Source organism: Acidovorax sp. Root217 (genome assembly GCF_001428645.1).
Lineage (GTDB): Bacteria > Pseudomonadota > Gammaproteobacteria > Burkholderiales > Burkholderiaceae_C > Acidovorax.
In genome coordinates this window covers 118,696-144,027 of the sequence record NZ_LMIH01000006.1, presented here as the reverse complement: position 1 = coordinate 144,027, position 25,332 = coordinate 118,696, and the positions used below count along the sequence as shown (strand labels likewise).

25 protein-coding genes are annotated in these 25,332 nt (G+C 67.9%); 11 read left to right on the top strand and 14 right to left on the bottom strand.

Annotation, left to right across the window (positions count from 1 at the left end; translation table 11 throughout):
- Positions 1-14: 14 nt before the first annotated feature.
- Together ASE31_RS04720 and ASE31_RS04715 are read left to right on the top strand one after the other, a co-directional pair.
- Complete coding sequence (locus ASE31_RS04720) at positions 15-950, top strand: hypothetical protein (protein WP_057200385.1); 936 nt, start codon at positions 15-17, stop codon at positions 948-950.
- Positions 951-984: 34 nt separating this feature from the next.
- Positions 985-1,923 carry an alpha/beta hydrolase gene (locus ASE31_RS04715; protein ID WP_235514264.1) on the top strand — a complete coding sequence of 313 codons (939 nt, stop codon included), beginning with the start codon at positions 985-987 and terminating at the stop codon, positions 1,921-1,923.
- 7 nt (positions 1,924-1,930) lie between these two features.
- Here the strand turns inward: ASE31_RS04715 and ASE31_RS04710 are convergent, their stop codons facing one another.
- The 3 genes from ASE31_RS04710 to ASE31_RS04700 form a co-directional block, all read right to left on the bottom strand.
- Positions 1,931-3,355: a hypothetical protein gene (locus ASE31_RS04710; RefSeq protein WP_057200383.1), complete on the bottom strand. Its 1,425-nt coding sequence runs from the start codon at positions 3,353-3,355 to the stop codon at positions 1,931-1,933.
- A gap of 93 nt (positions 3,356-3,448) precedes the next feature.
- Positions 3,449-4,081 (bottom strand): flavin reductase family protein, encoded by a 633-nt coding sequence (locus ASE31_RS04705; RefSeq protein ID WP_057200382.1) that lies wholly within the window; start codon positions 4,079-4,081, stop codon positions 3,449-3,451.
- A 330-nt stretch (positions 4,082-4,411) separates the two neighbouring features.
- Positions 4,412-5,428 (bottom strand): LacI family DNA-binding transcriptional regulator, encoded by a 1,017-nt coding sequence (locus ASE31_RS04700; RefSeq protein WP_200961070.1) that lies wholly within the window; start codon positions 5,426-5,428, stop codon positions 4,412-4,414.
- 315 nt (positions 5,429-5,743) lie between these two features.
- Between ASE31_RS04700 and ASE31_RS04695 the strand changes: the two genes are divergently transcribed.
- From ASE31_RS04695 to ASE31_RS04680, 4 genes are all read left to right on the top strand, one after another.
- Entirely contained in the window at positions 5,744-6,751 is a 1,008-nt protein-coding gene (locus ASE31_RS04695; RefSeq protein WP_057200381.1) for a sugar ABC transporter substrate-binding protein, read from the top strand.
- A 145-nt stretch (positions 6,752-6,896) separates the two neighbouring features.
- Positions 6,897-7,856 carry an ABC transporter permease gene (locus tag ASE31_RS04690; RefSeq protein WP_057200380.1) on the top strand — a complete coding sequence of 320 codons (960 nt, stop codon included), beginning with the start codon at positions 6,897-6,899 and terminating at the stop codon, positions 7,854-7,856.
- Positions 7,856-8,647: an ATP-binding cassette domain-containing protein gene (locus ASE31_RS04685; protein ID WP_057200379.1), complete on the top strand. Its 792-nt coding sequence runs from the start codon at positions 7,856-7,858 to the stop codon at positions 8,645-8,647. Before ASE31_RS04690 ends, ASE31_RS04685 begins: the two co-directional genes overlap by 1 nt.
- Positions 8,648-8,662: 15 nt before the next feature.
- On the top strand, positions 8,663-9,304 hold the full coding sequence (locus tag ASE31_RS04680; RefSeq protein WP_057200378.1) for a nucleoside/nucleotide kinase family protein: 642 nt from the start codon (positions 8,663-8,665) through the stop codon (positions 9,302-9,304).
- A gap of 21 nt (positions 9,305-9,325) precedes the next feature.
- Here ASE31_RS04680 and ASE31_RS04675 read toward each other — a convergent pair whose 3' ends face one another.
- Positions 9,326-10,243, bottom strand: coding sequence for a LysR substrate-binding domain-containing protein (locus ASE31_RS04675; RefSeq protein ID WP_057200377.1), 918 nt, complete (start codon positions 10,241-10,243; stop codon positions 9,326-9,328).
- A gap of 141 nt (positions 10,244-10,384) precedes the next feature.
- Between ASE31_RS04675 and ASE31_RS04670 the strand changes: the two genes are divergently transcribed.
- Positions 10,385-10,792 carry a tautomerase family protein gene (locus ASE31_RS04670; protein WP_057200376.1) on the top strand — a complete coding sequence of 136 codons (408 nt, stop codon included), beginning with the start codon at positions 10,385-10,387 and terminating at the stop codon, positions 10,790-10,792.
- Between the two features lie 16 nt (positions 10,793-10,808).
- Complete coding sequence (locus ASE31_RS04665) at positions 10,809-11,246, top strand: hypothetical protein (RefSeq protein WP_057200375.1); 438 nt, start codon at positions 10,809-10,811, stop codon at positions 11,244-11,246.
- A 45-nt stretch (positions 11,247-11,291) separates the two neighbouring features.
- Here ASE31_RS04665 and ASE31_RS04660 read toward each other — a convergent pair whose 3' ends face one another.
- Together ASE31_RS04660 and ASE31_RS04655 are read right to left on the bottom strand one after the other, a co-directional pair.
- Positions 11,292-11,885: a DUF4124 domain-containing protein gene (locus tag ASE31_RS04660; RefSeq protein WP_057200374.1), complete on the bottom strand. Its 594-nt coding sequence runs from the start codon at positions 11,883-11,885 to the stop codon at positions 11,292-11,294.
- A 141-nt stretch (positions 11,886-12,026) separates the two neighbouring features.
- Complete coding sequence (locus ASE31_RS04655; protein ID WP_057200373.1) at positions 12,027-12,863, bottom strand: helix-turn-helix domain-containing protein; 837 nt, start codon at positions 12,861-12,863, stop codon at positions 12,027-12,029.
- Positions 12,864-12,967: 104 nt separating this feature from the next.
- Here ASE31_RS04655 and ASE31_RS04650 point away from each other — a divergent pair, with 104 nt between their 5' ends.
- Positions 12,968-14,215: an MFS transporter gene (locus ASE31_RS04650; protein ID WP_057200372.1), complete on the top strand. Its 1,248-nt coding sequence runs from the start codon at positions 12,968-12,970 to the stop codon at positions 14,213-14,215.
- Between the two features lie 30 nt (positions 14,216-14,245).
- Here the strand turns inward: ASE31_RS04650 and ASE31_RS04645 are convergent, their stop codons facing one another.
- The 6 genes from ASE31_RS04645 to ASE31_RS04620 form a co-directional block, all read right to left on the bottom strand.
- On the bottom strand, positions 14,246-15,124 hold the full coding sequence (locus tag ASE31_RS04645) for a sugar phosphate isomerase/epimerase (protein WP_057200371.1): 879 nt from the start codon (positions 15,122-15,124) through the stop codon (positions 14,246-14,248).
- A 5-nt stretch (positions 15,125-15,129) separates the two neighbouring features.
- Positions 15,130-16,341, bottom strand: coding sequence for a dihydrodipicolinate synthase family protein (locus tag ASE31_RS04640; RefSeq protein WP_057200370.1), 1,212 nt, complete (start codon positions 16,339-16,341; stop codon positions 15,130-15,132).
- 48 nt (positions 16,342-16,389) lie between these two features.
- Positions 16,390-17,553, bottom strand: a complete 1,164-nt coding sequence (locus tag ASE31_RS04635) for a Gfo/Idh/MocA family protein (RefSeq protein ID WP_057200369.1) — start codon at positions 17,551-17,553, stop codon at positions 16,390-16,392.
- Positions 17,554-17,661: 108 nt separating this feature from the next.
- Positions 17,662-18,654, bottom strand: a complete 993-nt coding sequence (locus ASE31_RS04630) for a tripartite tricarboxylate transporter substrate binding protein (protein ID WP_057200368.1) — start codon at positions 18,652-18,654, stop codon at positions 17,662-17,664.
- 202 nt (positions 18,655-18,856) lie between these two features.
- The gene (locus ASE31_RS04625) at positions 18,857-19,189 is read right to left on the bottom strand and encodes a hypothetical protein (protein WP_057200367.1); all 333 of its coding nucleotides are present in this window, start codon (positions 19,187-19,189) and stop codon (positions 18,857-18,859) included.
- 16 nt (positions 19,190-19,205) lie between these two features.
- Positions 19,206-19,859, bottom strand: a complete 654-nt coding sequence (locus tag ASE31_RS04620; RefSeq protein ID WP_057200366.1) for a TetR/AcrR family transcriptional regulator — start codon at positions 19,857-19,859, stop codon at positions 19,206-19,208.
- 284 nt (positions 19,860-20,143) lie between these two features.
- Here ASE31_RS04620 and ASE31_RS04615 point away from each other — a divergent pair, with 284 nt between their 5' ends.
- Positions 20,144-21,535, top strand: coding sequence for a hypothetical protein (locus ASE31_RS04615; RefSeq protein WP_157412359.1), 1,392 nt, complete (start codon positions 20,144-20,146; stop codon positions 21,533-21,535).
- A 102-nt stretch (positions 21,536-21,637) separates the two neighbouring features.
- Here ASE31_RS04615 and ASE31_RS04610 read toward each other — a convergent pair whose 3' ends face one another.
- On the bottom strand, positions 21,638-23,872 hold the full coding sequence (locus tag ASE31_RS04610) for an NADP-dependent isocitrate dehydrogenase (protein ID WP_057200364.1): 2,235 nt from the start codon (positions 23,870-23,872) through the stop codon (positions 21,638-21,640).
- A 304-nt stretch (positions 23,873-24,176) separates the two neighbouring features.
- Between ASE31_RS04610 and ASE31_RS04605 the strand changes: the two genes are divergently transcribed.
- Positions 24,177-24,587, top strand: a complete 411-nt coding sequence (locus ASE31_RS04605) for a nuclear transport factor 2 family protein (RefSeq protein WP_235514263.1) — start codon at positions 24,177-24,179, stop codon at positions 24,585-24,587.
- Between the two features lie 19 nt (positions 24,588-24,606).
- Here ASE31_RS04605 and pdeM read toward each other — a convergent pair whose 3' ends face one another.
- Complete coding sequence (gene pdeM, locus ASE31_RS04600; protein ID WP_057200363.1) at positions 24,607-25,314, bottom strand: ligase-associated DNA damage response endonuclease PdeM; 708 nt, start codon at positions 25,312-25,314, stop codon at positions 24,607-24,609.
- Positions 25,315-25,332 lie beyond the last annotated feature (18 nt).

The following is a 25,332-nucleotide window of genomic DNA, read 5'->3' as shown; positions in this document are numbered from 1 at the left end:
GAAAGGACTTCACCATGCAACGCAGAACCACCCTCGCGGCCGCACTGTCCGTGCTGGCCGTCACCGCCCTGACCTGGAGCGCTGGCGCCCAGGCCCAGAACGCCGCCCCCAAGATCGCCGTGACCGACCTGGCCTATGCCCAGCAGGTCTCGGAATACTTCGTGGCCGGCGCCTACCAGCGCAGTGCCCAGATGAGCGCCGGCGGCAGCGCCAGCCACGGCATGTACGGCGGCTCGGGCAGCCACTCCATGCAGGCCTCCGAGCAGGCCAGCGGCACCTACGTGGCCGGCCGCTACAGCTACATCGAGCAGCGCGAGCTGGGTGGCTACACCAACGACATCAAGGGCGCCCTCCTGCAGGGCACCTACTTCCGCCTGGTGCAGGGCAAGGGCTTTGATGCCGGCAAGCCGCAGAACAGCAAGGCCGAGCAGGTGCTCAACCAGGTGCAGACCGGCAAGATGGCCGCACCCCAGGCGCAGAACCAGGTGGCCAACGTGACCGCCCGCATCAAGAAGGGCGAATTCGCCGGTGCCGACTACGTGCTCTTCGGCGTGGTCTCCAGCATCAACTTCACCGATGCGCTCTCGCCCCTGCAGGGCACGAGCAGCGCCACGCGCCAGTATGGCCTGCAGCTCCTGGCCGACTTCTCGCTGATCAACACCCGCACCTACGAGATCAAGGCCGCCTTCTCCGCGCAGGGCGAAGGCAACGACACCAAGATCCTGTCCAACCGCGGCGACATCGCTCCGCCCAACCGGGCCAAGGTGATCAGCGAAACCTCGCGCAGCCTGGCGCAGAGCGTGTACGAACAGCTGGCCGGCCAGCTGGGCTACACCGACGCCCATCTGGCGCGCGGCGTGCGCCCACCACCACCGCCCGTGGTCTACCAGGGCGGCGGCCAGCCCATGCCCGTGCCCCAGCAGCCCGACCAGGTGCTGATCCTCAAGTGAGCTTGGCGGGTTCCCTGCAACCATGATGGGCCGCATGCGTCCCGCCCTGAAGGCCAGCCTCGCGCTGGCCTTTTTCGTGGCCGGTTGCGCCGCGCAGGCTGCTGCGGATGCCACGGCCTTCGCCCCCTACCTGTTGCCCGGGGCGGGAGAGGTCCGCGTGCAGGCACTGCAGCGGCCCGCGCGCACCGCGCCGCTGCGCTACCGCGTGGTCGTGGTGCCGGGATCGGGCTGCGCCGGGATGGGGCCGCTGGCCGACCGCTATTTCGCGGGCCTGCTGCATGCCGAGGTGCTGGTGCTGCACAAGCCCGGCGTGGCGCCCGGTGCGCGCACGGCGGCGGGGGCCTGCGCTGCCGATTTCGTGCAGGCCGACCGGCTCTCGGCGTGGCGCGACCATGCCCGCGCCGCGTTGCGCGCCGATGCGGGGCAGCGCCAGGCGCAGGGCCTGCCCGTGCTTCCCCAGGTGCTGGTCGGCATCTCCGAAGGGGGCGAGCTGCTGCCTTCGCTCGCGCCCGAGGTGCCTGGGTTGGCGGGCCTGGTGCTGCTGTCTTCCAGCGGGCTCGACCCGCGCGAAGCGGGTGCCCTGCAGGCGCAGCGTCTGGGTGCCGCAGCCGACTGGGAGGCCCTGGGCCGCCAGCAGGCCGGCGGCCAGCCCGACAGCACGCTGGCGCAGGGCCGCAGCCTGGGTTATTGGCGCGACCTGTGGCACTGGCCGCTGGCCCAGCCCCTGCGCGAGGGGCCCTGGCCCGTGCTGCAGGTGTGGGGCGGTGCCGATGCGCTGGTGCCGCCGGCTGCTTTTGAGCAAGGTGCCCGGCTGGCTGCGGGCCGTACGGCGCCTTGGTGTGTGCGGGAAATTCCGGGTGCCGACCATGGGCTGCAGAGCCCGGGCCGCGACGGCGTGCAGCAGCTGTGGGCCTGGCTCGAACAGTGGGCGCGCGACCCGCAGCAGGGCCTGTGCGCGCCCCTGTCGCGCTGACGGAATCTCAGGGCACGGTGTAGATCAGCTGGAACTTGCCGTTGTTCAGCATGTCGGCGAGGCTGGTGCCGTAGCCCAGGAAAAACTGGGTGCCGCGCAGGCCGCTCACGTTGACCAGCTCCAGGATGGGCACGGTCTGGGCAGCGGCCAGCGTGCCCTGCCATGCCGGTGCCGGTGTCGAGGCACCGTTGAACAGCGTCCAGCCCTGCGGCGACAGTACCGCCAGGCCCACGCCCGGCACGGCGGCCACCACATAGACCACACCGCCCTGGCCTACGTCGCCCGATGCGGGCTGCACGCGCCCGGTCAGCCGCAGCGACTGCACCGTGCCTTCGGTCGTGCCTGAAAAGCTGGCTGGTGTGGTGGGCCCGGTCCCCGCTGCCGGCGGTACGCGCCCGCTGTCGGCGCTGAAGCCCGCGCGCGCGGCGATGGGCGAGAGGTCCACTGCCTCGAAGGCCGTGTGCGGCACGGTCTGCACCTGGGAGATGGTCGCGTCCTGCCACAGCCGGCTCGGGTCGCCCGTGATGTACATGTCCGAGCCGCCGTCGGCGATGTACATGCCATAGCGCTTGAGCGCGTTGAGGATGGCCTTGGCCTGCGCCGTGTAGCTGTCCGGCACCACATAGTCGGCACGCAGGCGGAACAGCTGGCCCATGGGCGGCTTGGCGGCCGAGGCATCGCCGTTGCGCGTGAGGTGGCGCGCCGGCCAGGTGTAGCTTGTGCGGATCTTGCTGCTCTGGATGGTGAAGCGCAGCGCGTGCTGGATCTCGCCGGTGCTGGCCTCGTCGGCGCGCAGCAGCAGCGGGAAAATCGGAAAGCCCGCCGCGTCGGACGAGGTCCAGCCCGCAGGGCGCAGCGCGTTCGAGCGCAGGTCGAAGGCCGCGCTGCTGTAGATGTCCCAGCCGCCATCGGGCCGGGCATAGCTCAGGTAGCTCTCCCACAGCGTGCAGGTGTCGGTGTCCACGCTGAGGATGTGGTGGTCGTTGTAGACCGCCTTGTTGCTGCTGATGCCGCCTTCCACCTTGGGCTGCAGCGGGAAGGGCAGGCGCGCGGGGCTGGTCAGGCCCGTGCAGGGCCGCGCCAGGCTGCCGTCGGCGCGCGCGCAATCGCTCTCGTCGGGGGCTCCGTCGGCATCGAAGTAGACCGCGGGCCAGGTGATCTGGCTGCCGCGCACCACGTTGTACGGAATGCCCCAGTACTCGGTGCTGGCCATGTCCTCGCTCTGGCCCAAGTCCAGGTGCAGGCGGCGCGCACTCGGGCTGATGGTCTGCAGGAAGGCCGCCGACTGCGGGTGCACCGGCAACTGGTCGATGCGCGTGTTGAACACATGGTCGGCCGGCAGCACGGGGCAGGGCCCCACGGTGGGCGCGGCCACGGCGGCGCTGGCCAGCAGCGCCAGCGAGGCCAGCAGGGCGAGGGAAGGGCGGGGCATGGCGGTCTCCTGAGATCTCGCATGGATGCTGCCACGCCTGGTTTCCTGCCGCTCGCCCTCAGTTGTAACCGCTGGCAACCGGGCGGAACTGGCTCAGCGGGGGCGGTACATCTTGAACAGCTGTTCCGGGCCCACCGTGAAGTAGTCGGCCGGGCCCCCTGCGCGCAAAATGTGGCCTGCTGCGGCCGTGTCGTAGACACCGTCCTTGAGCAGCGCCTTGTCGATGTGGATGGCCACCACCTCGCCCAGCACCAGCCAGGTCGGCACCTGCACGCCGTCCACCCCCTGCAGCTGCAGGATTTGCGTGCGCCGGCATTCGAAGGCCACCGGGCTTTCGGCCACGCGCGGTGGCGCGACCTGGGTGCTGGCCTGCGGGGTGAGCCCGGCCAGAGCGAACTCGTCGACCTCGGGCGGCACGGCCGCGCAGCTCTGGTTCATGGCCTCGGCCAGGCTGCGCGAGGCCAGGTTCCAGACAAACTCGCCCGTCTCCTCGACATTGCGCACCGTGTCCTTGTAGCCGATGCTCGCAAAGCCCACGATGGGCGGCACGTAGTTGAAGGCGTTGAAGAAGCTGTAGGGCGCCAGGTTCAGCGCACCAGCGGCGCTCTGCGTCGAAATCCAGCCGATAGGGCGCGGCCCGACGATGGCGTTGAACGGGTCGTGCGGCAGGCCATGGCCGTTGCGCGGCTCGTAGCTGTGGATGGAAGAGGGGGCTGGTGTGGCCATGGGGCAGGGCAGAGTGGGAGGGGCGGAACCGCCACCATACGTGAAGCGCGTCGAGTGTGCACGGCCGGGGTTGATGGCGGGCAGGGAACACAGTCGGCAGATCGTTGGGGCTATACGGCAGCATGAGAGAAATTTGCATTTTCGATAGCGGCCGGGCCACCTGTTGACTCGCGTTCGTCCCTTCGCGCCGCGCTGGACTGTAATCACCAGGAGCTGCCGAACTACTTCGCCCGCACCGTGCGCGTGCCCATACTGCAGCGCTCGGGCCAAGCCATGGTCCAGCCTCGGGCTCTGCTGTGCTGGGCGACTATTTCAATGTTCCCAGGGGCATCAACCGTGTCGCCTGGAGCCAGGCACTCCGGCAGAGTCGCGCAGCCGCAGCGTGGGCGCGAGCCGCACGGTCTGGCGACGCGCACCAGGGTCGGCAATGCGCCGGGCCAACAGGCGGACAGCCCGGGTGCCGAGTTCTTCCACCGGCTGCGCCATGACCGTCAGGCGTGGAGAAAAGACGTCAGCCCAGTCGAAGTCGTCAAAGCCAACCAGCGAAATGTCGTCGGGAACGCTCAGCCCCGCAGAGCGCAAGGCCTGCATGGCGCCAATCGTCATCAGGTTGTTGCCGGTCATCAGGGCGGTGGGGCGCTGGTCCAGTGACAGCAGGTGGTGGACGGCCGCGCAGGCCGGCCCAGACCGCGACTCGCCGCTCTGGACCAGGGCGGGGTCGAAAGCAATGCCTGCCGCCGCCAGCGCGCGGCAGTAGCCTTCGAGCCGTTCCGTCGTCGTGGACAGACCCGGTGCACCCGACACCAATGCAATGCGCCTGTGGCCCAGCCCGATGAGGTGCTCCACCAGGGTCTGGGCCGCATCGCGGCTCTCCACGCCAATCTGATCGAATGTGGTCCCCACAAACCGGTCGACCAGGACGGTGGGTACACCCTTGTCGCGCAGGTAGTCGAGTGCGCGGTGCTGCGGCTCGGCGCAGGGCGCAATCACGATGCCGTCGACACGCCTCTCATGCAAGGCCTGCACCACCTTCAACTCGTAGTCCGCATCCTCGTGGGTGTCGGCCAGCAGCATCATCAGGCCCCTTTTTGCGCACTCTGCCTCGATGGCACGCACCACGGCTGCGAAGTAGTGGTTGGACAGTACCGAAATGGCGACCCCGACCGTCCTGGTCGGCGCACCTGCCAGGGCACGCGCCAGGTGGTTCGGCGAGTAGCCGACCCGGTCGATGGCGTCCAGCACGGCCCGCTCGGTATCGGGGTGCACCTTGCGCGTCTTGTTGATGACGTGCGAGACCGTTGAAGTCGATACCCCTGCGGCCGCCGCGACGGTTTCCATCGTGATCATCATTTCTCCGTTGAGCTCCAACTTCCATGGCCCGTGCTGCCACGCTGTGCTGTGGTGGACAGGCCAGAGGCTTCTTCATCGTATCGCACCCATTCCGGTATTTCTGCACTGAATTGCCGCTGTCCTGCTCCATGCACAGGGGCAGCAGAAGGCCGTGACAAACAGATACCGGAAGCCTGCGGATGCTATGGATTTCCCTAGGTAGCAAGCGCTTGCGCAAGCGCTTGCGCATTACGATAATCGCACACAGCAGGTGTACAGGCAAGGGCCTGCGCATCGCTGAATTGGCACCCGACCACATCCTGGAGACATCCGATGAACTTGAAGCACGCCACCCTGATCGCAACCCTGCTGGCCTCCTCTGGCACGGCGATGGCCGATACGCCGGTCATCGGACTGATCACCAAGACCGAGACCAATCCCTTCTTCGTGAAGATGAAGGAGGGTGCCGCCGAGGTCGCCAAGGCCAAGGGGGCCAAACTGCTGAGCGGCGCCGGCAAGGCCGATGGCGACAACGCCGGCCAGATCACCGCGATGGAGAACATGATTGGCGCAGGCGCCAAGACCATACTCATCACGCCCAACGACTCCAAGGCCATCCTCCCCGCGATCAAGAAGGCGCGCGACAAGGGGGTGATGGTGATCGCGCTGGACAGCCCGACCGACCCTGCCGATGGCACCGACGCGCTCTTCGCCACCGACAACTACAAGGCCGGCGTGCTGATTGGCCAGTACGCCAAGGCCGCCCTCGCCGCCGGTGCGCAGGGCAAGCCGGTGAAGATCGCAACGCTCGATCTTCTGCCTGGCCATCCGGTCGGTGCGCAGCGGCACAACGGGTTCCTGCAGGGCTTCGGCCTGGCCAGCTACGAGGCAAAGAACAACGAACTGGCCAAGCCCGCAGAGGTGGTGTGCATGGCCGACAGCTTCGGTGACCGCAGCAAGGCCCAGACAGCGATGGAGAACTGCCTGCAGAAGAACCCCGACATCAACCTGGTCTACACCATCAACGAGCCGGCAGCCGCAGGCGCATTCAATGCGCTGCAAAAGGCCGGCAAGGAAAAGGGCGTGATGATCGTCTCCGTGGACGGCGGATGCGACGGCGTCCGGGATGTGGCGGCTGGCAAGATCGCAGCCACCTCGCAGCAGTACCCCCTGAAAATGGCGGCCATGGGGGTGGAGGCCGGCATCGAGTACGCCAAGAGCGGCAAGAAAGTCAGCGGCTACACCGACACCGGCGTGACCTTGATCGCCGGCAAAGCCGTTGCGGGCGTCGACAGCAAGGACGTGAAGACCGGCGCCGACCTCTGCTGGGGCAAGAAGTAGCCATTTGCGCACCAGGCGGCTGCGCGGGGCCGGGTCCCGCCGCGGCGCCTGGCATGCTTGGGCAACACCGCGCCTGTCGGCGCTGCTGCAGCGTTCGGGTTGATGGGAGGCGCCGTGTGCCTGCCTTCAGCCCCCCATCCAGAGGATCATCACGTTGAAAGACAAACTGCCCCCCCTCGGCCAGCTCGGGCCCTTCATCGCGTTGCTGATTGCCTGCACCATCTTCGGCGCCACCACCGACCGCTTTCTCAGTGCCGACAACTTTTCGCTGATCCTGCAGCAGGTCATGGTCGTCGGCGTCATCGCCATAGGCCAGACGCTGATCATCCTGACCGCCGGCATCGACCTGTCGTGCGGCATGATCATGGCGCTGGGCAGCATCGTGATGACCAAGGTGGCCGCCGACTTCGGGCTGCCGCCGTTTCTGGCGGTGCTGGCTGGCATCGCCGTGACGACCTTGTTCGCTCTGATCAACGGCTTGCTCGTCACGCGCCTGAAGCTGCCGCCGTTCATCGTCACGCTGGGCGTTTTCAACATCGCCTTTGCGATCACGCAGCTGTATTCGGGGGCGCAGACGGTCACCGAGGTGCCTGGGGCCATGACCTGGCTGGGCAGTACCTTCGCCATCGGCGGCACCAACATCGCGTACGGCACGGTGTTGATGGTGCTGCTGTACCTGGGCGTATGGTTCTGGCTGCGCGAGACGGCGTCGGGCCGGCATGTCTACGCGGTGGGCAACAACCCGGAGGCGACGCGGCTGGTCGGCATTCCGCCAGAGCGCATCATCCTGGGCGTTTATGCCCTGTCCGGGGTGTTCTATGGCATCGCCTCGCTGCTGGCCGTGGCCCGCACCGGCGTGGGCGATCCGAACGCCGGACAGACCGAGGCGCTGGACGCCATCACGGCCGTCGTGCTGGGCGGCACCAGCCTGTTCGGCGGCCGCGGGGTGGTGCTCGGTTCGCTGATCGGGGCCGTGGTGGTGGGGGTGCTGCGCAACGGCCTGACGCTGATGGGCGTGTCGTCGGTGTACCAGATGCTGATCACCGGCATCCTCGTGATCCTGGCCGTCACGGTCGATCAACTGTCGCGCAAAGGAGGCCGCTGATGGCTGCGCAATCCCCCGTCGTCATGCGCGCCACGGGCCTGGTCAAGCGCTACGGCCAGGTCACGGCCCTGGACGGCGCCGACTTCGAGCTGCGTGCCGGCGAAATCCTCGCCTTGATCGGCGACAACGGTGCCGGCAAGTCCTCCCTGATCAAGTGCCTGTCGGGCGCGACCATTCCCGATGCCGGCGTGATCGAGCTCGACGGCAAGCCGGTGCAGTTCAAGGGTCCGGTCGATGCGCGCCGCGAAGGCATCGAAACCGTATACCAGGACCTGGCCGTTGCCCCCGCGATGACGATTGCCGAAAACCTCTTCCTGGGCCGCGAACTGCGCCGTGCAGGCTTCCTGGGCAATGTGCTGCGCATGCTCGACAAGAAGCGGATGCTGGAAGAAAGCATTGCGCGCATGAACGACCTGAAGGTCGGTATCCGCTCGATGACGCAGGCGGTCGAAACCCTGTCCGGCGGGCAGCGGCAATGCGTGGCCGTGGCGCGCGCGGCAGCCTTTGCCGAGCATGTGGTGATCCTCGACGAGCCGACCGCAGCGCTGGGCGTCAAGGAAGGCAACATGGTGCTGGAGCTGATCCGCCGCGTGCGCGACAGGGGCCTGGCGGTGGTGCTGATCTCGCACAACATGCCCCATGTTTTCGAGATCGCCGACCGCATCCACGTCGCGCGCCTGGGCAAGCGCGGTGCCGTGCTCGACCCGAAGGCGGTGACCATGAGCGACACGGTCTCGGTCATGACCGGTGCATTGCCTGCGGAAAAGATCCCGGCCGAATGGCGGGCCTGAAGAATCCATGAACGCATGACGATCCGCACACTTCCCTCCGTCCCGCCCTGCCACCTGGCGCGTGCGCATCAACTCCTCCAGGACGGCCAACGCAAGCTGCTCGGGCTGGTCGGGCCACCAGGCGCCGGAAAATCCCTGCTGGCCATGGCCTTGCAGCAGGCTTTCGCCGATGTCTCGCAGGTGGTTCCCATGGATGGATACCACCTGGCCAATGTGGAGCTTCAACGGCTGGGCCGTGCGGATCGCAAAGGGGCTCCCGACACCTTCGACAGCGCAGGCTATGCCGCCATGCTGCGGCGCCTGCGGGCGCAGCAGCCCGGCGAAGTCGTCTATGCACCGGAGTTCCGGCGCGAGATCGAAGAGCCCATCGCAGGCGCCATCGCCGTGGCGCCGCAGACCCGGCTGGTCATTACCGAAGGCAACTACCTGCTGCTCGACAGCGGCCATTGGGCAGGCGTTGCCGGGCTGCTGGACGAAGTCTGGTACGTCGATGTCGACGACGGCCTGCGCACCCGCCGCCTGACCCAGCGCCATGAAGAGTATGGCCGCAGCCGCGAGGATGCGCTGGCATGGGTCAGCCGCACCGATGAGCCCAACGCGCGCCTGATCGAGGCCACCAGGCCCCGCGCCCACAGGCTGTTTCGCTGGGATGACTGACGCCTGGGCCCGGCGTCGCCCTCAAGCCTGCATGGTGAAGGGCAGGGCCATCGTGTGTGCCTGCGCCCCCAGCCAGGCGCAGAACACATCGAGCCGCGGGTGCGCGGCCCCCGTGCGCCGCAGCGCCAGGTAGTCGTAGCCCGATACGGCGAAACCCAGCGGCGCCACCAGCCGGCCAGCCTGCACGTCGTCCATCACCAGGTGCCAGGGCGCCACGGCGATGCCCAGGCCGCGCACGGCCGCCTCCAGCGTGAAATAGTAGTGCTCGTACACCGGGCCCTGGGCGGTGGCCGCTGCGGGCAGCGCCGTGCCCGCCGATGCGGCCCACATTGCCCAGGCGTTGCGCCGCGAGCGTGTGTGCAGCAGGGGCTGGCCATCCAGATCGGCAGGCGTGCGCGGCATGCCGGTGCGCGCGGCCAGCGCCGGGGCCAGCACCGGCCCCAGGCGCTCGGCGAACAGGGGCAGGGTGGTGGCGCTATCGCGGGGCATGCCCGCGTCCTCGGCGGTGATGAGCAGGTCGCAGCCCTCGCGCGCCGCACCGGTGCCCGTGTCGGTGGTGCGCAGCCGCACCTCGATGCCCGGGTGCTGCGCGTGGAAGTCGAACAGCCGCGGGATCAGCCACTTGACGGTGAAGGTGCTGAAGCAGGCCACGTCGAGCGGGCCGTGGTGGGCGTCGCCCAGGGCGCGCACCGTGTCCTCGATCTGCTGGAAGGCGTGGGTCAGCACCGGCTGCAGCGTGCGCGCCGCGGCCGTCAGCGTGGGCCGGGCCTTGGTCCCGTCGAACAGAGCCAGGCCCAGGTGGTCTTCGAGCTGGCGCACCTGGCGGCTGATGGCGCCGGGCGATACCGACAGCTCCTCGGCTGCAGCCGTCATGCGGCCCAGGCGGGCGGCGGCTTCGAAGGCGCGCAGGGCAGCGAGCGGGGGCAGGCGGTGTTTCATGGCTATGTGATTTGGATGCACATAGGACCGGAGCATAAATCGCTTTTCGGCCGAGGCGGCAGTCGCAACAATTTCGGCTCATCCGACGCAGGCACCCTAGCGCGCGCCGGGCTCATTGTTGATTTTCAGGAACATACCGGCATGCCTTTCATCCACACCCATCTGCCCCAAGCCACCCCAGCCACCGAGCGCGAGGCCATCGTCCAGGCCATCCACCAGGCGCTGGTCGAGGGCATCGGCATGCCCGAGGACGAGCTGTTCAACATGGTCACCGGCTATGCGCCGGGGCAGTTCGCCTTCAGCCGCAGCTTTAATGGCGTGACGCGGTCGGACGCGGTGGTCGTTGTCGAGATCACCCTGCGGCGCGGGCGCAGCGATGCGATGAAGCGCGCGCTGTATGCTGCGATCGCGCACAACCTGCAGGCCATGGCGCACGTGGCCCCGGCCGACGTGTTCATCTTCATGCACGAGAACGATTATTCGGACTGGTCCGTGGGACACGGGCGCTTTGCCATGGCGCTGGTGCAGCAGGTCGGAGCGCCGGGCTGAACACACGGGAATTTTTTTGAACACGACAAACTACCGCTGGCTGGTCATCGCGTCCGTGGTGTTCCCCATACTGGCCGAGGTCACTGAGCGGCTCCTGCTGCCTGAGCTGGTGCCCCAGGGCTTGAGGGACGCTTTCCAGAACTACCTGGAGGAAGACCAGGAGCCGACCATCACGTTGGCGCTGGTCTCGGGGGCGCTGACGGCCCTGGTCGCCATGCTTGCCAGTATCTATGGCCTGCTGCGGTTTCGCCCCTGGGCGCCCGGCTTTGCGTTGTGGTCGGGCCTGGCGATGTGTGTCCTCTTGGTGTTCGGTGGGCCCGTGGTGCTGTCGGGCCTCGCCCACGGATCCTTTGCGTTGGGAAGTGCCCTGTGGGGCGCTGTGATCGCCGTGCCGTACTGTGCGCCGGACATCCGGGCGGCTTTCTGGCCCGAGGGGCTGGCTGCAAAACGATAGGCTGCGAAGTCGCCGCGCAGCGGTGCGCAGGCAGGGACGCTGAACCTACTTCTTGCTCAGCTCCCGGAGTTCCTTCTCCAGCGCGTCCACATTGGCCTGCATCTCACGCGCGCGCAGCTCGCAGGCGGCGGCTGCGGCCTGCATTTCCGCGGTGATGGCCTGCTCGGAGACGGCCACGGCGGTGTTGGTGCGCGCCTGGGTGCGGCGGGCGGCCCGGTCGCGCTGCTCGTCCGCACAGCGCTGCCGGTGGGTCTGCAGTGCACCGCGCGCTTCGCGGACCAGGCGTTGCTCCAGATCGGTCTTTCGGCGCCAGGTTTCGCCAAAGGCGCCTTCCTTGCGGGGGGGCGGCGCCGTGGCAGCCGCCGGTGTGGCAGGGGCGGATGCGGCACCTGCCGCGGGGGCCGCTGCCGATGCACCCGAGGCCGGGCTGGCCGCAGGGGCTACAGCGCCGGCAGCGGGCGCGGCGCTGCCTATGCCGCTGCTCGACAGCCGCACCTCGACCTTCTCGCCCTTGCCGCTGCCCGCGCAAGGCGCGTCCTGGAAGGACACCTTGCCATCGGGCCCCGTGCATTTGTTGATGGCCCAGACCGGGGCCGCCAGCGCCAGACAGGCGGTAGCAATGAACAGCTGTCGAACCATGCTTCCCTCTCCCCCGAAACCTTGTGTTGCAGGTTGCCAGTATCGCCGCACCGGGCTTGCTCAATCGCTCCTGCTGTTTGAGCGGTTGCCGAAAGTAACCTGGCGGTTGCCACGAACGCGTGGCGCACGGTGGCTGGCAACTTAAGCGGAAGGCGCATAGGCATCGTTCCTGCCGATGAACCAGCTCGGCGGCTGCCCCATGGCTGCCTTGAACATGGCAGAGAACGCGCTTTCGCTGGCATAGCCGCTGGAGGCGGCCACCTGGCCCACCGATTCACCGCGCGCCAGGCGGGGCAGGGCATGGGCCAGCACCGCCTGCTTGCGCCATTGCGCAAAGCCCATGCCGAACTGCGCGTGGAACAACCGGGCCAGGGTGCGTTCGCTGGCGCCGCTGTCGGTGGCCCAATCGTGCAGCGTGGCGTGGCGGCCGGGCGCCTCCAGCACGGCGGTGCACAGGGCGCGCAGGCGCTTGTCGCTGTCGGGCCCGGGCAGGGGCACGCCCAGGGCCAGGCTTTCGGCGTCGCCGATTTCGCCCAGCACCAGCGCGGTCAGGGCTGCCTCGCGTGCGGGGCCGGGCGGCGTGCCGCCCACCGGGTCCAGCGCGGACACCAGCTCGCGCAGCAGTGGCGTCACGGCCATCACGCGGCAGACGGCACCGTCGGCGGGCACCACACTGGGGTCGATGTACAGGGTGCGGAACGCAGCCGCCTCCAGCACGGCGATGGCGTGCAGCGCGCCAGGGGCGATCCACACCGCGCGCGAGGGCGGCACGATGTAGGCAGTCGGTGCGACCGGGGCCACTACGCTCACCTGGATCACGCCGCTGGCGCAGTAGGCCAGTTGCCCCCAGGCGTGGCGGTGCGGCTCGAAATGCGTATCGGCCGGCATGTTGCGCGCACGCACCCGCACCGGGTGTAAAGGGTTGGGGGCAAAGGGGTCCATGTCCCCGAGCGGGGCAACCTGGCTGGTGCGTGCCATCGGGGGCTCCGTGCTTTGTTTTGTATGCGCTGTTGGCGCAAATTCGCCGAAAGCTGTCTTTCCGTCGCATTCCAGAAATCCAGGCGCAATACTACGATGCCGCCATGACCTCTGCCAACCCCACCAGCCCCGTTGCTGCCGTCCCCTTGCGTGCCGACGCCGGGGTGATCGGCCTCGTGGGCATCGCCCACCTCATCAGCCACTACAGCCAGCTCTTGCTGGCGCCGCTGTTCCCGTGGCTCAAGGACGCCTTCCAGGTCGGCTACACCGAACTCGGCTTCCTCATGACCATCTTCTTCGTGGTCTCGTGCGCCGTGCAAGCGGGCTCGGGCTTCGTGGTCGACCGCTTCGGTCCGCGCCCCATCCTGTTCGGCGGCCTGGCGCTGCTGGGCCTGGCCGCGTTCGGCTTTGCGGCCAGCACCAGCTACGGCATGCTGGCTGCGTTCTCGGTGCTCGCGGGCATCGGCAACGGCGTATTCCACCCCGTGGACTACACGCTGCTCAACCGGCGCGTGAGCGCGCCACGCCTGGGCCATGCCTACAGCGTGCACGGCATCACCGGTAGCCTGGGCTGGGCGCTGGCGCCGGCCATGCTGGTGCCGCTGGCGATCGCGTTCTCGTGGCGCGTGGCGCTGGTCTGTGCCGGCGTGCTGGCGTTTGCCGTGCTGCTGGTGCTGCTGTTCAACCGCCGCCACCTCGAACTGCCGGCCCTGCCACCAGCTGCCAAGGTCGGCGCCACCGGCGTGCCAGCGCAAGGCAACTTCGCCTTCCTGCGCATCCCCGCCGTGTGGATGTGCTTTGCGTTCTTCTTCTTCTACGCCGTCTCGCTCAACGTGGTGCAGGCCTTCGCGCCCGAGGCCGCGCGACAACTGCACGCGGTGCCGGTGGCGCTGGCGGCCATGTGCCTCACGGTCTACATGGTGGCCAGCGCGGGTGGCATGGTGCTCGGCGGCTTTCTCGCCGCCGAGCCGAGCCGCTGCGAGCGCATCGTGGGCGTGGGCTTCGGCCTGGCGGCCTGCGTGGCGGTGGCCCTGGCGCTGGCGCATCCGCCCGGCGCCCTGGTGCCCGTGATGTTCGGCGTGATGGGCTTCTGTGCCGGCATCGCCGGCCCCTCGCGCGACCTGCTGGTCAAGCGCTCCACGCCCGAGGGCTCCACGGGCCGTGTCTACGGCATCGTGTACTCGGGGCTGGACATCGGCCAGGCGCTGTCGCCGCTGCTGTTCGGCGTGCTGCTGGACCAGGGCCGTTTCACGGCCGTGCTGCTGGGCCTGGCCGTGGTGCAGGGCGTGCTGATCGCCAGCGCTTTCAATGTGCGCCGCGTGCGGCGCACCCTGGCGCCGGTGGCCGCCTGAAGCAGCATGTGGCGGGCGCTGCCCGCCACATCAAACCACGGTGCAATGCCGCGCGATGCAGGTGTCCAGCGTGTCCTCGCCCGTGCGCTGCCACCAGTCCAGCGCCGAGAAGATCTCCACCTCGGCATAGCCCGCGAAGCCTGCGGCTTCCACCCATTGGCGGATCTTCTTCAGTTCGATCACCCCATCGCCCATCATGCCCCGGTCGCTGAGCAGGTCGCGCGTGGGCAGGCGCCAGTCGCAAACGTGGAAGGCCAGCAGGCGCTCCCGGCCGGCGCGCGCGATCTGTTGCGCGAGCTTGGGGTCCCACCACACGTGGTACACATCCAGGGCCACGCCCAGCGCACCGGTCTTCTGTGCATCGAGCGCATCGCAGATGTCCAGCGCGTGCTCCAGCGTGTTGATGCAGGCGCGGTCGGCCGCCTGCATGGGGTGCAGCGGCTCGATGGCCAGGGGCATGCCCACCTGGCGCGCGTAGTCGAGCGATGCGGCAATGCCGTCGAACACCTCGCCGCGTGCGCGGGCGAGGTCGGTGTAGTGCGGCGTGCCGTCCAGCGCGCCGGGCAGGGCGCCCACCACCAGCACCAGGCAGGCGGCATCGAGCGTCTTGGCTTCGTCGATGGCGCGGCGGTTGTCATCGAGCGCGGCGCGCAGGCCAGCGGCATCGGCCGCCGGGAAGAAGCCGCCGCGGCAATAGCCCGACAGCGCCATGCCGTGGGAGCGCAACTGGCGCGCGGTGGCATCCAGGCCGGCAGCGGCCACCTGGTCGCGCCAGGGGCTGATGGCGCGGATGCCGCGCTCGGCACACTGGTCGATGATGCGCGAAAGCGGCATCTCGGCCCCCTGCTGCTTGCGCACGGTGGCGGTGTTGATCGACAGCCAGCGGTGGTCTTGCGAGAAGTCACGCATGGCGGTCAGGCGCTCACGCCGTGCAATGCCAGCAGGTGGCCCATGCGCTGCACGGCCAGTTCGGGCTGCTCCAGCAGGTCGGCCTGGTCGGCCAGGCGGAACAATTGCGCAAAATGCACCAGCGAGCGCGTGCTCTGCTGCCCACCCACCATGGTGAAGTGGCTCTGGTGCCCGTTGAGCCAGGCCATGAAGACCACGCCCGTCTTGTAAAAGCGCGTGGGCGCCGCGAAGATGTGGCGCGACAGCGGCACCGTGGGCCCCAGGATGGCGTGAAAGCGCGCCGTGTCGCCTGCGGCCAGGGCCGCGAGCGCCGCACTCGCGGCCGGTGCAATGGCGTCGAAGATGCCCAGCAGCGCATCGCTTTGGCCCTGGCGCTTCGCGGCGCCCGCACCATCGCCCGCGATGAGCTCGGCGTAATTGAAGTCGTCGCCCGTGTACATGCGCACGCCCTGGCCGTCGGTGCCGCCCGTGGCGGGCAGGCGGCGGCGCATGGCAATCTCCTTGTCCTTGTCGAGCAGCGAGATCTTGATGCCGTCGACCTTGTCCGGGTGGGCGGCGATCACGGCCAGCGCCGTGTCCATGGCCGCGTCCACGTCGCGCGAGCCCCAGTAGCCCGCCAGCGCCGGGTCGAACATGTCGCCCAGCCAGTGCAGCACCACGGGCTGGCGTGCCTGCGAGAGGATGCGGTCGTACACGCGCTCGTAGTCCGCAGGGCTCTTGGCCACGCGGGCCAGCGCGCGGCTGGCCATCACGATGAGCTTGCCGCCGAGCTTCTCGATGGCCTCCATTTGCTCCTCATAGCCGCGGATGACGTCGTCCACCGACCTCACCTCGTCCAGCACCAAGTGGTCCGTGCCGCAGCCCGAGGCCACGAGCGCGCCGGGCCCGAAGTCGCGCGCCGCGTCGAGCGAGCGGCGGATCAGCTCCAGCGAGGTGGGCCAGTCCAGCCCCATGCCGCGCTGCGCGGTGTCCATGGCCTCGGCCACGCCCAGGCCCAGCGACCACAGGCGCTGGCGGTAGGCGATGGTCGCGTCCCAGTCCACGGCGCACTGCAGCCAGGGGTCGATGGCGGCCAGCGGATTCGCCACCACATGGGCGGCCGAGTAGGCGATGCGGTTGAACACCGCACCCTGCTGCGGCACGACCGGCGTGCGGCCTTGCAGGGTGTAGTGGGTGATGCGGCCATCGGCCGTGGGCAGGGATAGGCTGAGGGCCATGTGGTGATCGGAGAAAGTGGATGGAAAAAAGGGATTGCTGCGGCGGGCTCAGCCCTTGAGCGGTGTCACGTCCACCCAGCGGCGCTCCTTCCAGCTCTCCAGGGCCGCCTCGACCAGCTGCACACCCTTGGCGCCTTCGGGCAGGGTCCACTTATAGGGCGCGTCTTCCACCACGTGGCGGATGAAGTGCTCCCACTGGATCTTGAAGCCGTTGTCGTAGACCTGCGAATCCGGGATCTCCTGCCATTGGTCGAAGAAGTTCATGGTCTGCTTCTCGTCGGGGTTCCACACCGGGCGTGGCGTGGCCACGCGGCTCTGCGCGCGGCAGCTCGACAGGCCGGCGACAGCCGAGCCGTCGGTGCCGTCCACGTGGAAGGTGACGAGGTCGTCACGCCGCACGCGCGTGGCCCAGCTCATGTTGAGCTGCGCGATCACCGGCTCGCCGTTGTGGCCCGTGAGCTCGCAGGTGGCATAGGCCGCATCGTCGGCCGTGGCCTTGTACGGCTGGCCGGCCTCGTCCCAGCGCTGCGGGATGTGCGTGGCGCCGATGCACGAGACCGACTTCACCTCGCCGAACAGGTTGTCCAGCACATAGCGCCAGTGGCACATCATGTCCAGGATCATGCCGCCGCCGTCTTCGCTGCGGTAGTTCCAGCTCGGGCGCTGGATGGGCTGCAGGTCGCCTTCGAAGACCCAGTAGCCGAACTCCAGGCGCACGCTGAGCATGCGGCCGAAGAAGCCCGCGCGGCGCAGCATATCGAGCTTGCGCAGGCCGGGCAGGAACAGCTTGTCCTGCACCGCGCCGTGCTTGAGGCCCGAGCCCGAGGCCAGGCGCGCGATCTCCACCGCCTCGTTCAAATTGGTGGCGATGGGCTTTTCGCAGTACACATGCTTGCCCGCGCGGATGGCCTTGGCCAGCAGCGTGGGACGCATCTGCGTGGTGCCGGCGTCGAAGAACACCGTGTCCTCGGGGTTGGCGAGCGCGGCGTCAAGGTCCGTGCCCCAGCGTGCAATGCCATGCGCCTTGGCCAGCGCCTCCATCTTTTCGGCGTTGCGGCCGATCAGGATGGGGTCGGGCATCACGCGGTTGCCGTTGGAAAGCACGACGCCGCCCTGCGCGCGGATGGCGCAGATGGAGCGGATCAGATGCTGGTTCATGCCCATGCGGCCGGTGACGCCGTGCATGATGAGTCCGAGTCGTTGGGTTGCCATGGTGTCGGTCCGTTCGTTCAGTTCAAAGGTTGCAAAAAAGGAATGGCAAAGGCGCGGCCTGGCCCACCCCCATGGCAGGGGCGGGCGTGCGGTGCTGCGCGGCCGGGTTTACTGGGTGGGCTGGAGACCCGCCGCCTTGACGAGTGCGGCGTTGCTCTTGATCTCGTCCTTGATGTAGGCGTCGAACTGCTCGGGCTTGAGCGTCCAGGCGTCAGCGCCGAGCTTGAGGAAGCGCTCCTTCACCTCGGGCGTGGCCAGCGCCTTGACGACCTCGTCGTGCAGGCGATTGACGATGTCGCGCGGCGTCTTGGCCGGCACCATCATGCCGATCCAGAAGTTGAATTCCGAGCCGGGCACGCCGGCCTCGGCCGTGGTGGGCACGTCGGGCAGGGCGGCCGCGCGCTTGGGCGAGCCCACGGCCAGCGCCAGCAGCTGGCCGTCCTTGATCTGGCCGATGACGGGCGCGATGGGCGAGAAGTAGTAGTCCACGCGGCCCGACAGCACCTCGGTCACGGCCTCGGCCGAGCCCTTGAAGGGGATGTTGGTGGCGTCGATCTTCGCGGCCAGCTTGAACTTCTCGGCGTTCAGGTGCGTGGCGCTGCCCTGGCCGGCCGAGGCGAAGTTCACCGTGCCGGGCTTGGCCTTGGCCGAAGCCACCAGGTCCTGCAGCGTCTTGATGCCCTTGGCGGGCGAGATCACCAGCGCATTGGGCAGCGACGAGATCGGCGTCACGCCGGCGAAGTCGCCCGTGGTGTCGAACGGCAGCTTGGCAAAGGTCGACGGGCTCACGGTGTGCGAGGAGGAATGGATCATCACCGTGTACCCGTCGGGCGCAGCCGTGGCTACCGCCTGCTGGCCAATGGTGCCGCTGGCCCCGCCCCGGTTGTCCACCACCAGCGACTGGCCCATGCTCTGGCCCATCTTGTCGGCGATGGCGCGCGCAATGATGTCGGTGGTGCTGCCCGCCGCGAAGGGCACGATCATGCGCACCGGCTTGGTGGGGTAGGCGCCCTGCGCGAAAGCGCTGAAAGACAGCGACGTGAGCGTGGCTGCCGCCAGGGCAGTGGCGGCAGCGCGGCGGGTGGTGCAGATGAAGGGCATGGATTTGTCTCCGTTGGCAGGCTTGGACTTGCTCTTTAATTCACTGAATGGTGAATAGAGCAGATTTTTAGGCATTGCTGCGCCTGCGTCAACGCAGACGCGTTCAACAGGGCTAGGGGTTTACCCGTGGACTGGGTGAGAAGAGGACTGCGGGCAGCGGTGCGCCGCACTCCAGGGAGCGCGCTGCAGCTGCGGCTGCAGGTCAGCGAGGCGGCTTCTTGCGCAGCCTGGCGAGTGCATACCCAGTGAAGCCCTGGTGCACAAAGCCGCCAAGTGCCATGAGCGCAATCCACGCGGCCGCATAGTGCGGAAGGCAGAGCAGCAGGCCGAGGGCAAGCAACAGGCTGGCGGCAAAGAGCAGGTCGCTCCAGGCAAACAGGCGCGCGCAGCCTTCGATCCCTTCGGGCGGGCGCACGATCCACTGGCGGGTGAGTTCGACACGCTTCCCGGTGCCCATCTGGTAGGCGCGCCAGAGGAGAAAGGCCGCCATGGCTGCAGGGACCGCGAAGTAGAACAGGAGCGTTGCGATGTACATGGAGTGGTGTTTCCCCTCAGTCCTTCAGCACATAGCCCAGGATCACATCGCACATGTGCGTCAGCCGCTCGTTGCGGGCCTTGGGCGCCATCAGGTCGCGCCCGAAGATGGCCGAGAGCGTGTGGTTGTTCGACAGGTAGAAGTACGACAGCCCGGCAATCGAGACGTACAGCTGCAGCGGGTCCACCCCGCCGCGAAAGCTGCCCTCGCGCCGGCCACGCTCCAGCACCTCGCCCAGCGTGGCGATCAGCGGCGAGTTCATCTCGCGCGCGCGCTGCGACTCCTGCAGGTGGCGTGCCTTGTGCAGGTTGGCGCTGTTGAGCAGGGTCAGGAACTGCGGGTTCTCCAGGTAGTACACCCAGGTGAACTCCACCAGCCGGCGGATGGCGGTGGCGGGCTCCAGCTCCAGCAGGTTGAGCTTGCGCTCCTCCTCGCGGATGTGCAGGTAGGCCTGCTCCAGCACGGCCTGGAAGAGCTTTTCCTTGTCCTCGAAGTAGTAGTAGATCAACCGCTTGTTCAGGCCGGCGCGCTCGGCGATGCGGTCCATGCGGGCGCCGCCCAGGCCGTGCTCGGCGAATTCGTCGCGTGCCGCGCTGAAGATCGCGCTCTGTGAGCGGTCGGCGTCGCGCTGGCGCTCCTTGGCAGGAGTCGGCTCTGTGTCTTTGGTCATGCCCGAATAGTTCACTATATGGTTAACAAAATCCAGTCCTTCTGGAAATCCAGAAGCGATTTTGTGGTGGCGATGCACGGCGCGGCAGGGGTCCACACGGGCACCCGGCACTATAGCCAGAGCGCCAACAGGTTCCCGGCTGGCGCATCTGCATACGCACAGCATATGGAGCTGCCCTGCACAGGCTATTTGACGGCACGCAGGGCCCTTTCTACGATGTGCCAAGGCCCTTGCCGCCCGCTGCTTTCGCAGAACCACACAACATACCCGGAGACGAATCGCCCATGCACTCCCTTCCTGCACCCCTCGTGCGCGCGATGCGCCTGCCCCTGGCGGGCCTGGCCGCCGGCCTGCTGGCCGCCTGCGCCCCAATGAAGACGCCGCCGACCGCCAGTGTGGGCGATTTGCCTGCCAGCAAGGAGGCGGCCCCGGTCGCCACCGCCTGCCCCAAGGACATCGCGGCCATCGCACGCTGCCTGTCGGGCCAGGATTCGGCGGGGGCCTACTACCTCATTGCCATGCCGAACCAGTGGAACCGGGTGCTGGTGATGCACTCGCATGGCGGCCCCACGCTGGGCGCGCCCAAGGCCGAGCGCGCGGTGGAGGACCTGGAGCGCTGGTCCATCATGGTCCGCGCCGGCTATGCCTGGGCGGGCAGCACCTTCCGCCAGGGCGGTGTGGCCGTGCGCGCCGCGGCCGAGGACACCGAGCGGCTGCGCCAGATCTTCGTGGCCCAGGTGGCCCAGCCGCGCCGCACCATCCTGCACGGCCAGTCCTGGGGCGCCGGCGTGGCCGCCATGGGGGCCGACATGTTCGGCAACGGGGCCGGCAAGCCCTACGATGCCGTGCTGCTCACCAGCGGCCTGCTGGCCGGGGGCAGCCGCTCGTACGACTTCCGCACCGACCTGCGCGTGGTCTACCAGCACCTGTGCAACAACCACCCGCTGCCCAGCGAGGCGCAGTACCCGCTGAACATCGGCCTGCCGGCCGATGCGAAGATGAGCGCCGCCGAGCTCACGGCCCGCGCCAACGAGTGCCTGGGCCTGAACAAGCCGGCCGCCGAGCGCACGCCCGAGCAACAGCGCAAGGTCAAGACCATCGTCGACGTGCTCCGCATCCCTGCCAGCTCGATCCAGAGCCACCTGAACTGGGGCACCTTCCACTACCGTGACGTGGTGCACCTGCGCACGGGCGACGCCAGCCCCTTCGGCAACACGGGCGCCCGGTACACGGGCTCCGCCGACGATGCGGCGCTCAACGCTGCCGTGCTGCGCTACAAGGCTGATCCGCAGGCCCTGGCGCGCTTCGCGCAGGACACCGACCCCACGGGCCGCATCGCCGTGCCGGTGCTCACCGTCAAGGGCGTGGACGACCCTACCGCCTTCGTCGAGCTCGATGCCTACTTCAAGGGCACCATGGAGCGCGCCGGCAGCGGCGCGCGCCTGGTGCAGACCTTCACCCAGCACAACACCCACAGCTACCTGAGCGACCCGACCTACCCCACGCTGATGACCGCGCTGCTGCGCTGGGTGGACGAGGGCGTGAAGCCCACGCCCGACAGCATTGCCCAGCAGTGCCCGGCCTACGAGGCCCAATTCGGCAAGGGCTGCGCCTTCCTGCCCGCCTACGTGCCCAAGCCCCTGAACAGCCGCGTGGTGGACCGCGACCGGCCGTAGCCCGCACCCGCCAGCTTGCTTGCTGGCAGGGCAACAGGCAAAGAAAAAGGGCCCCGATCGGGGCCCTGGGCTATGGGAGTGTGGGGCTCCGCAGCGAAAGAATCAGGCAAAGGCCTTGAGTGCCTTGTTCAGCGTCTCGCTGGGGCGCATCACGGCGTCCAGCTTGGCGACGTCGGGCAGGAAGTAGCCACCGATGTCGGCGGGCTGGCCCTGCACGGCGGCCAGCTCGGCCACGATGGTGTCTTCCTTGGCGGTCAGTTCCTGGGCCAGCGGCGCGAAGTGCGCTGCCAGTTCCTTGTCGTCCGTCTGCGCGGCCAATTCCTGGGCCCAGTACAGGGCCAGGTAGAACTGGCTGCCGCGGTTGTCCAGCTGGCCGGTCTTGGGCGAGGGGTTCTTGTTGTTGTCCAGCAGCTTGCCCGTGGCGGCGTCCAGCGTCTTGGCCAGGACCTTGGCCTTGGCGTTGCCGGTCTTCAGCCCCATGTCCTCGAACGACACGGCCAGCGCCAGGAACTCGCCCAGCGAATCCCAGCGCAGGTGGTTTTCTTCCACCAACTGCTGCACGTGCTTGGGCGCGGAGCCGCCGGCACCCGTTTCGTACATGCCGCCGCCGGCCATCAGGGGCACGACGGACAGCATCTTGGCCGAGGTGCCCAGTTCCATGATGGGGAACAGGTCGGTCAGGTAGTCGCGCAGGATGTTGCCGGTGGCGCTGATGGTGTCCTGGCCGCGGATCACGCGTTCCAGCGTGTAGCGCATGGCACGCACCTGGCTCATGATCTGGATATCGAGGCCGGTGGTGTTGTGCTCGTGCAGGTACATCTTGACCTTGGTGATCAGCTGCGCCTCGTGCGGGCGGTACGAGTCGAGCCAGAACACCACGGGCATGCCGGAGTTGCGGGCGCGCGTGACGGCCAGCTTCACCCAGTCGCGGATCGCGGCGTCCTTGACCTGGCACATGCGCCAGATGTCGCCGGCTTCCACGTTCTGGGACAGCAGCACTTCGCCGGTAGCCAGGTCGGTGATGTTGGCCACGCCGTCTTCGGCGATCTCGAACGTCTTGTCGTGCGAGCCGTACTCTTCGGCCTGCTGGGCCATCAGGCCCACGTTGGGCACCGTGCCCATGGTCTTGGGGTCGAACGCGCCGTGCCATTTGCAGAAGTTGATGATCTCCTGGTAGATGCGGGCGAAGGTCGACTCGGGCATCACGGCCTTCACGTCCTTGAGGCGGCCGTTGGCGTCCCACATCTTGCCGCTGTTGCGGATCATCGCGGGCATGGACGCGTCCACGATGATGTCATTGGGCGAGTGGAAGTTGGTAATGCCCTTGGCCGAGTCGACCATGGCCAGCTCGGGGCGGTTCTCGTGGCAGGCGTGCAGGTCGCGCTTGATCTCGTCGCGCTGGCTTTGGGGCAGCGTCTCGATCTTGGCGTACAGGTCGACCATGCCGTTGTTCACGTTCACGCCCAGCTCGTCGAACGTCTTGGCGTGCTTGGCGAACGCGTCCTTGTAGAAGATGCGCACGCAGTGGCCGAACACGATGGGGTGAGACACCTTCATCATCGTGGCTTTCACGTGCAGCGAGAACATCACGCCGGTCTTGCGCGCGTCTTCGATTTCCTTCTCGTAGAACTCCAGCAGCGCCTTCTTGCTCATGAACATGCTGTCGATCACCTCGCGGTCGAGCAGCGCGACCTTGGGCTTGAGGACAATAGCCTTGCCGCTCTTGGTGATCAGTTCCATCTTCACTTCACGGGCGCGGTCCAGCGTCATGGACTTTTCGCCATGGTAGAAGTCGCCGTGGTGCATGTGCGAGACGTGGCTGCGCGATGCCTGGCTCCATTCACCCATCGAATGGGGGTTCTTGCGCGCGTAGTTCTTCACGGCGGCGGGCGCGCGGCGGTCGGAGTTGCCTTCGCGCAGCACGGGGTTCACAGCAGAGCCGATGCACTTGCCGTAGCGCGCCTTGATCTCTTTTTCCTTGTCGTCCTTGGGCTGGTCCGGGTAGTCGGGCAGTGCGTAGCCCTTGCCCTGCAGCTCGGCGATGGCCGCCTTGAGCTGCGACACCGAGGCGCTGATGTTGGGCAGCTTGATGATGTTGGCATCGGGCTGCAGCGTCTTCTTGCCCAGCTCGGCCAGGGTGTTCGGAGCGCGTTGCTCTTCCTTCAGAAACTCGGGGAACTCGCCCAGCACGCGGGCGGCCACGGAGATGTCCGACTCCGCCACGTTGATGCCGGCAGGTGCGGCGAACGTGCGGATGATGGGCAGGAAGGAAGCCGTGGCCAGGCGAGGTGCCTCGTCGGTCAGGGTGTAGATGATGGTCGGTTGCTGTGTCGTCATGGCTTGTCTCACGAAACGGGTGTGTAAATGCCCTTTGCCGGGGTATGGCAGGGGCCAAACGCGAATGCTCTCGCATTCTCGTCTTTTGCTGCTTTCCCGGACCCCCATTTTTGCAATTGAATTCCACTATGCAAAATTTACCGTTGGGTCGGGGGATTTTTTTTATCGGTTTGCTCTTGTGCGAGGGGCGGGGAGTCCAGATGGCGCGGCCCCAAATCAGCTCAAAATCCTCATCGGCAGAAGGGCCAAGCGGCAGGCCGCGTGGCAATATGGCCGGCGGTTCAGGGCTCCGGCTGGTGGCCCTATGCTTGACCGCAGCCACCAGGAGGCCCGCATGGATGAGGAACAGAACAAGCGCAACGTCATGGCCTTCTATGACCTGATGTTCAACCAGTGCCAGCCCGCGCAGGCCATCGAACGGTACGCAGGCAGCGTCTACATCCAGCACAACCCGCACGTGGCCGATGGCAAGCAGGCATTCATCGACTACTTCGAGCGCATGGCGCGGGAGTACCCCGGCAAACACGTGGAGTTCAAGCGCGCCCTGGCCGAGGGGGACCACGTGGTGCTGCATTGCCTGCAGACCTGGCCGGGCGACAAGGACTATGCGGGCATCGACATCTTCCGGCTCGACGCGGACGGAAAGATCGTGGAGCACTGGGATGTGCTGCAGGTGGTCCCCGAACGGTCGGCGCACGGGAACGGAATGTTCTGACGCAGCGCGCGCCGTGCGCTCACAGGCGCCGGACCTGCGCCCCTGCCACCACGAAACGCAGCGTGCCCGGTGGCAATTGGTCCACCGCGGATCCCGTGAACGCTCCGAACGCCGGCAGCACGACCAGCCCCGGCGTCCATGCAAAGCAGGGCAGGCGCACGCTGTCACGCGCCAGTCCGTACAGGGTCGCCGTGGGGTGCAGGTGCCCCGCCAGCACCGTGGCCCCCGCTACCGAATGCGGGTGGTGGCAGGCCAGCACCTCGACCCCCTCCATCGGTTGCCAGGGCTCATCGACCAGGGTGATACCCAGGGCTTCTGGCGGGTCGCCCGCATGCACGTCGTGGTTGCCACGCACCAGCGTCATGCGCACTGCAGCTTGGCCTTCGCGCCAGGGCTGCAGCTGCTGCCACAGGGCGTCTGCCGCACCGCTGCGCGCGTGCAGAAAGTCTCCGAGGAAGACCAGGTGCTCCGCGCCCGTCACGGCCAGCACTTCGTCGAGCCGGGCCAGGTTGTCGGCCGTGGTGCCGTGTGGCACGGGCTGGCCCGCGCGGCGGAAGGTGGCGGCCTTGCCGAAATGCACGTCGGCCACGAAGGCGGCGCGCGCGGCAGGCCACCACACGGCGCGCTGGGGCAGCAGCCACAGGGCGGTGCCGCCAGGCAGGGTGATGGCCTGGGCGCCTGGGGGAGGGGCGGTGGGTGAATGGGCGAAAGAAGGGTCTGCGTTCAAGGGGGTTTCGGTCGTCGT

Coding starts and splice junctions, on each gene's coding strand:
- ASE31_RS04700 (WP_200961070.1), bottom strand. CDS start 5,428: ATGATCACGATGGAAACCGTCGCGGCGGCCGCAGGGGTATCGACTTCA.
- ASE31_RS04715 (WP_235514264.1), top strand. CDS start 985: ATGCGTCCCGCCCTGAAGGCCAGCCTCGCGCTGGCCTTTTTCGTGGCC.
- ASE31_RS04630 (WP_057200368.1), bottom strand. CDS start 18,654: ATGCCCTTCATCTGCACCACCCGCCGCGCTGCCGCCACTGCCCTGGCG.
- ASE31_RS04645 (WP_057200371.1), bottom strand. CDS start 15,124: ATGCGTGACTTCTCGCAAGACCACCGCTGGCTGTCGATCAACACCGCC.
- ASE31_RS04720 (WP_057200385.1), top strand. CDS start 15: ATGCAACGCAGAACCACCCTCGCGGCCGCACTGTCCGTGCTGGCCGTC.
- ASE31_RS04705 (WP_057200382.1), bottom strand. CDS start 4,081: ATGGCCACACCAGCCCCCTCTTCCATCCACAGCTACGAGCCGCGCAAC.
- ASE31_RS04655 (WP_057200373.1), bottom strand. CDS start 12,863: ATGGCACGCACCAGCCAGGTTGCCCCGCTCGGGGACATGGACCCCTTT.
- ASE31_RS04610 (WP_057200364.1), bottom strand. CDS start 23,872: ATGACGACACAGCAACCGACCATCATCTACACCCTGACCGACGAGGCA.
- ASE31_RS04680 (WP_057200378.1), top strand. CDS start 8,663: ATGACGATCCGCACACTTCCCTCCGTCCCGCCCTGCCACCTGGCGCGT.
- ASE31_RS04640 (WP_057200370.1), bottom strand. CDS start 16,341: ATGGCCCTCAGCCTATCCCTGCCCACGGCCGATGGCCGCATCACCCAC.
- ASE31_RS04605 (WP_235514263.1), top strand. CDS start 24,177: ATGCTTGACCGCAGCCACCAGGAGGCCCGCATGGATGAGGAACAGAAC.
- ASE31_RS04635 (WP_057200369.1), bottom strand. CDS start 17,553: ATGGCAACCCAACGACTCGGACTCATCATGCACGGCGTCACCGGCCGC.
- ASE31_RS04675 (WP_057200377.1), bottom strand. CDS start 10,243: ATGAAACACCGCCTGCCCCCGCTCGCTGCCCTGCGCGCCTTCGAAGCC.
- ASE31_RS04615 (WP_157412359.1), top strand. CDS start 20,144: ATGCACTCCCTTCCTGCACCCCTCGTGCGCGCGATGCGCCTGCCCCTG.
- ASE31_RS04620 (WP_057200366.1), bottom strand. CDS start 19,859: ATGACCAAAGACACAGAGCCGACTCCTGCCAAGGAGCGCCAGCGCGAC.
- ASE31_RS04625 (WP_057200367.1), bottom strand. CDS start 19,189: ATGTACATCGCAACGCTCCTGTTCTACTTCGCGGTCCCTGCAGCCATG.
- ASE31_RS04685 (WP_057200379.1), top strand. CDS start 7,856: ATGGCTGCGCAATCCCCCGTCGTCATGCGCGCCACGGGCCTGGTCAAG.
- ASE31_RS04670 (WP_057200376.1), top strand. CDS start 10,385: ATGCCTTTCATCCACACCCATCTGCCCCAAGCCACCCCAGCCACCGAG.
- ASE31_RS04695 (WP_057200381.1), top strand. CDS start 5,744: ATGAACTTGAAGCACGCCACCCTGATCGCAACCCTGCTGGCCTCCTCT.
- ASE31_RS04650 (WP_057200372.1), top strand. CDS start 12,968: ATGACCTCTGCCAACCCCACCAGCCCCGTTGCTGCCGTCCCCTTGCGT.
- ASE31_RS04710 (WP_057200383.1), bottom strand. CDS start 3,355: ATGCCCCGCCCTTCCCTCGCCCTGCTGGCCTCGCTGGCGCTGCTGGCC.
- ASE31_RS04660 (WP_057200374.1), bottom strand. CDS start 11,885: ATGGTTCGACAGCTGTTCATTGCTACCGCCTGTCTGGCGCTGGCGGCC.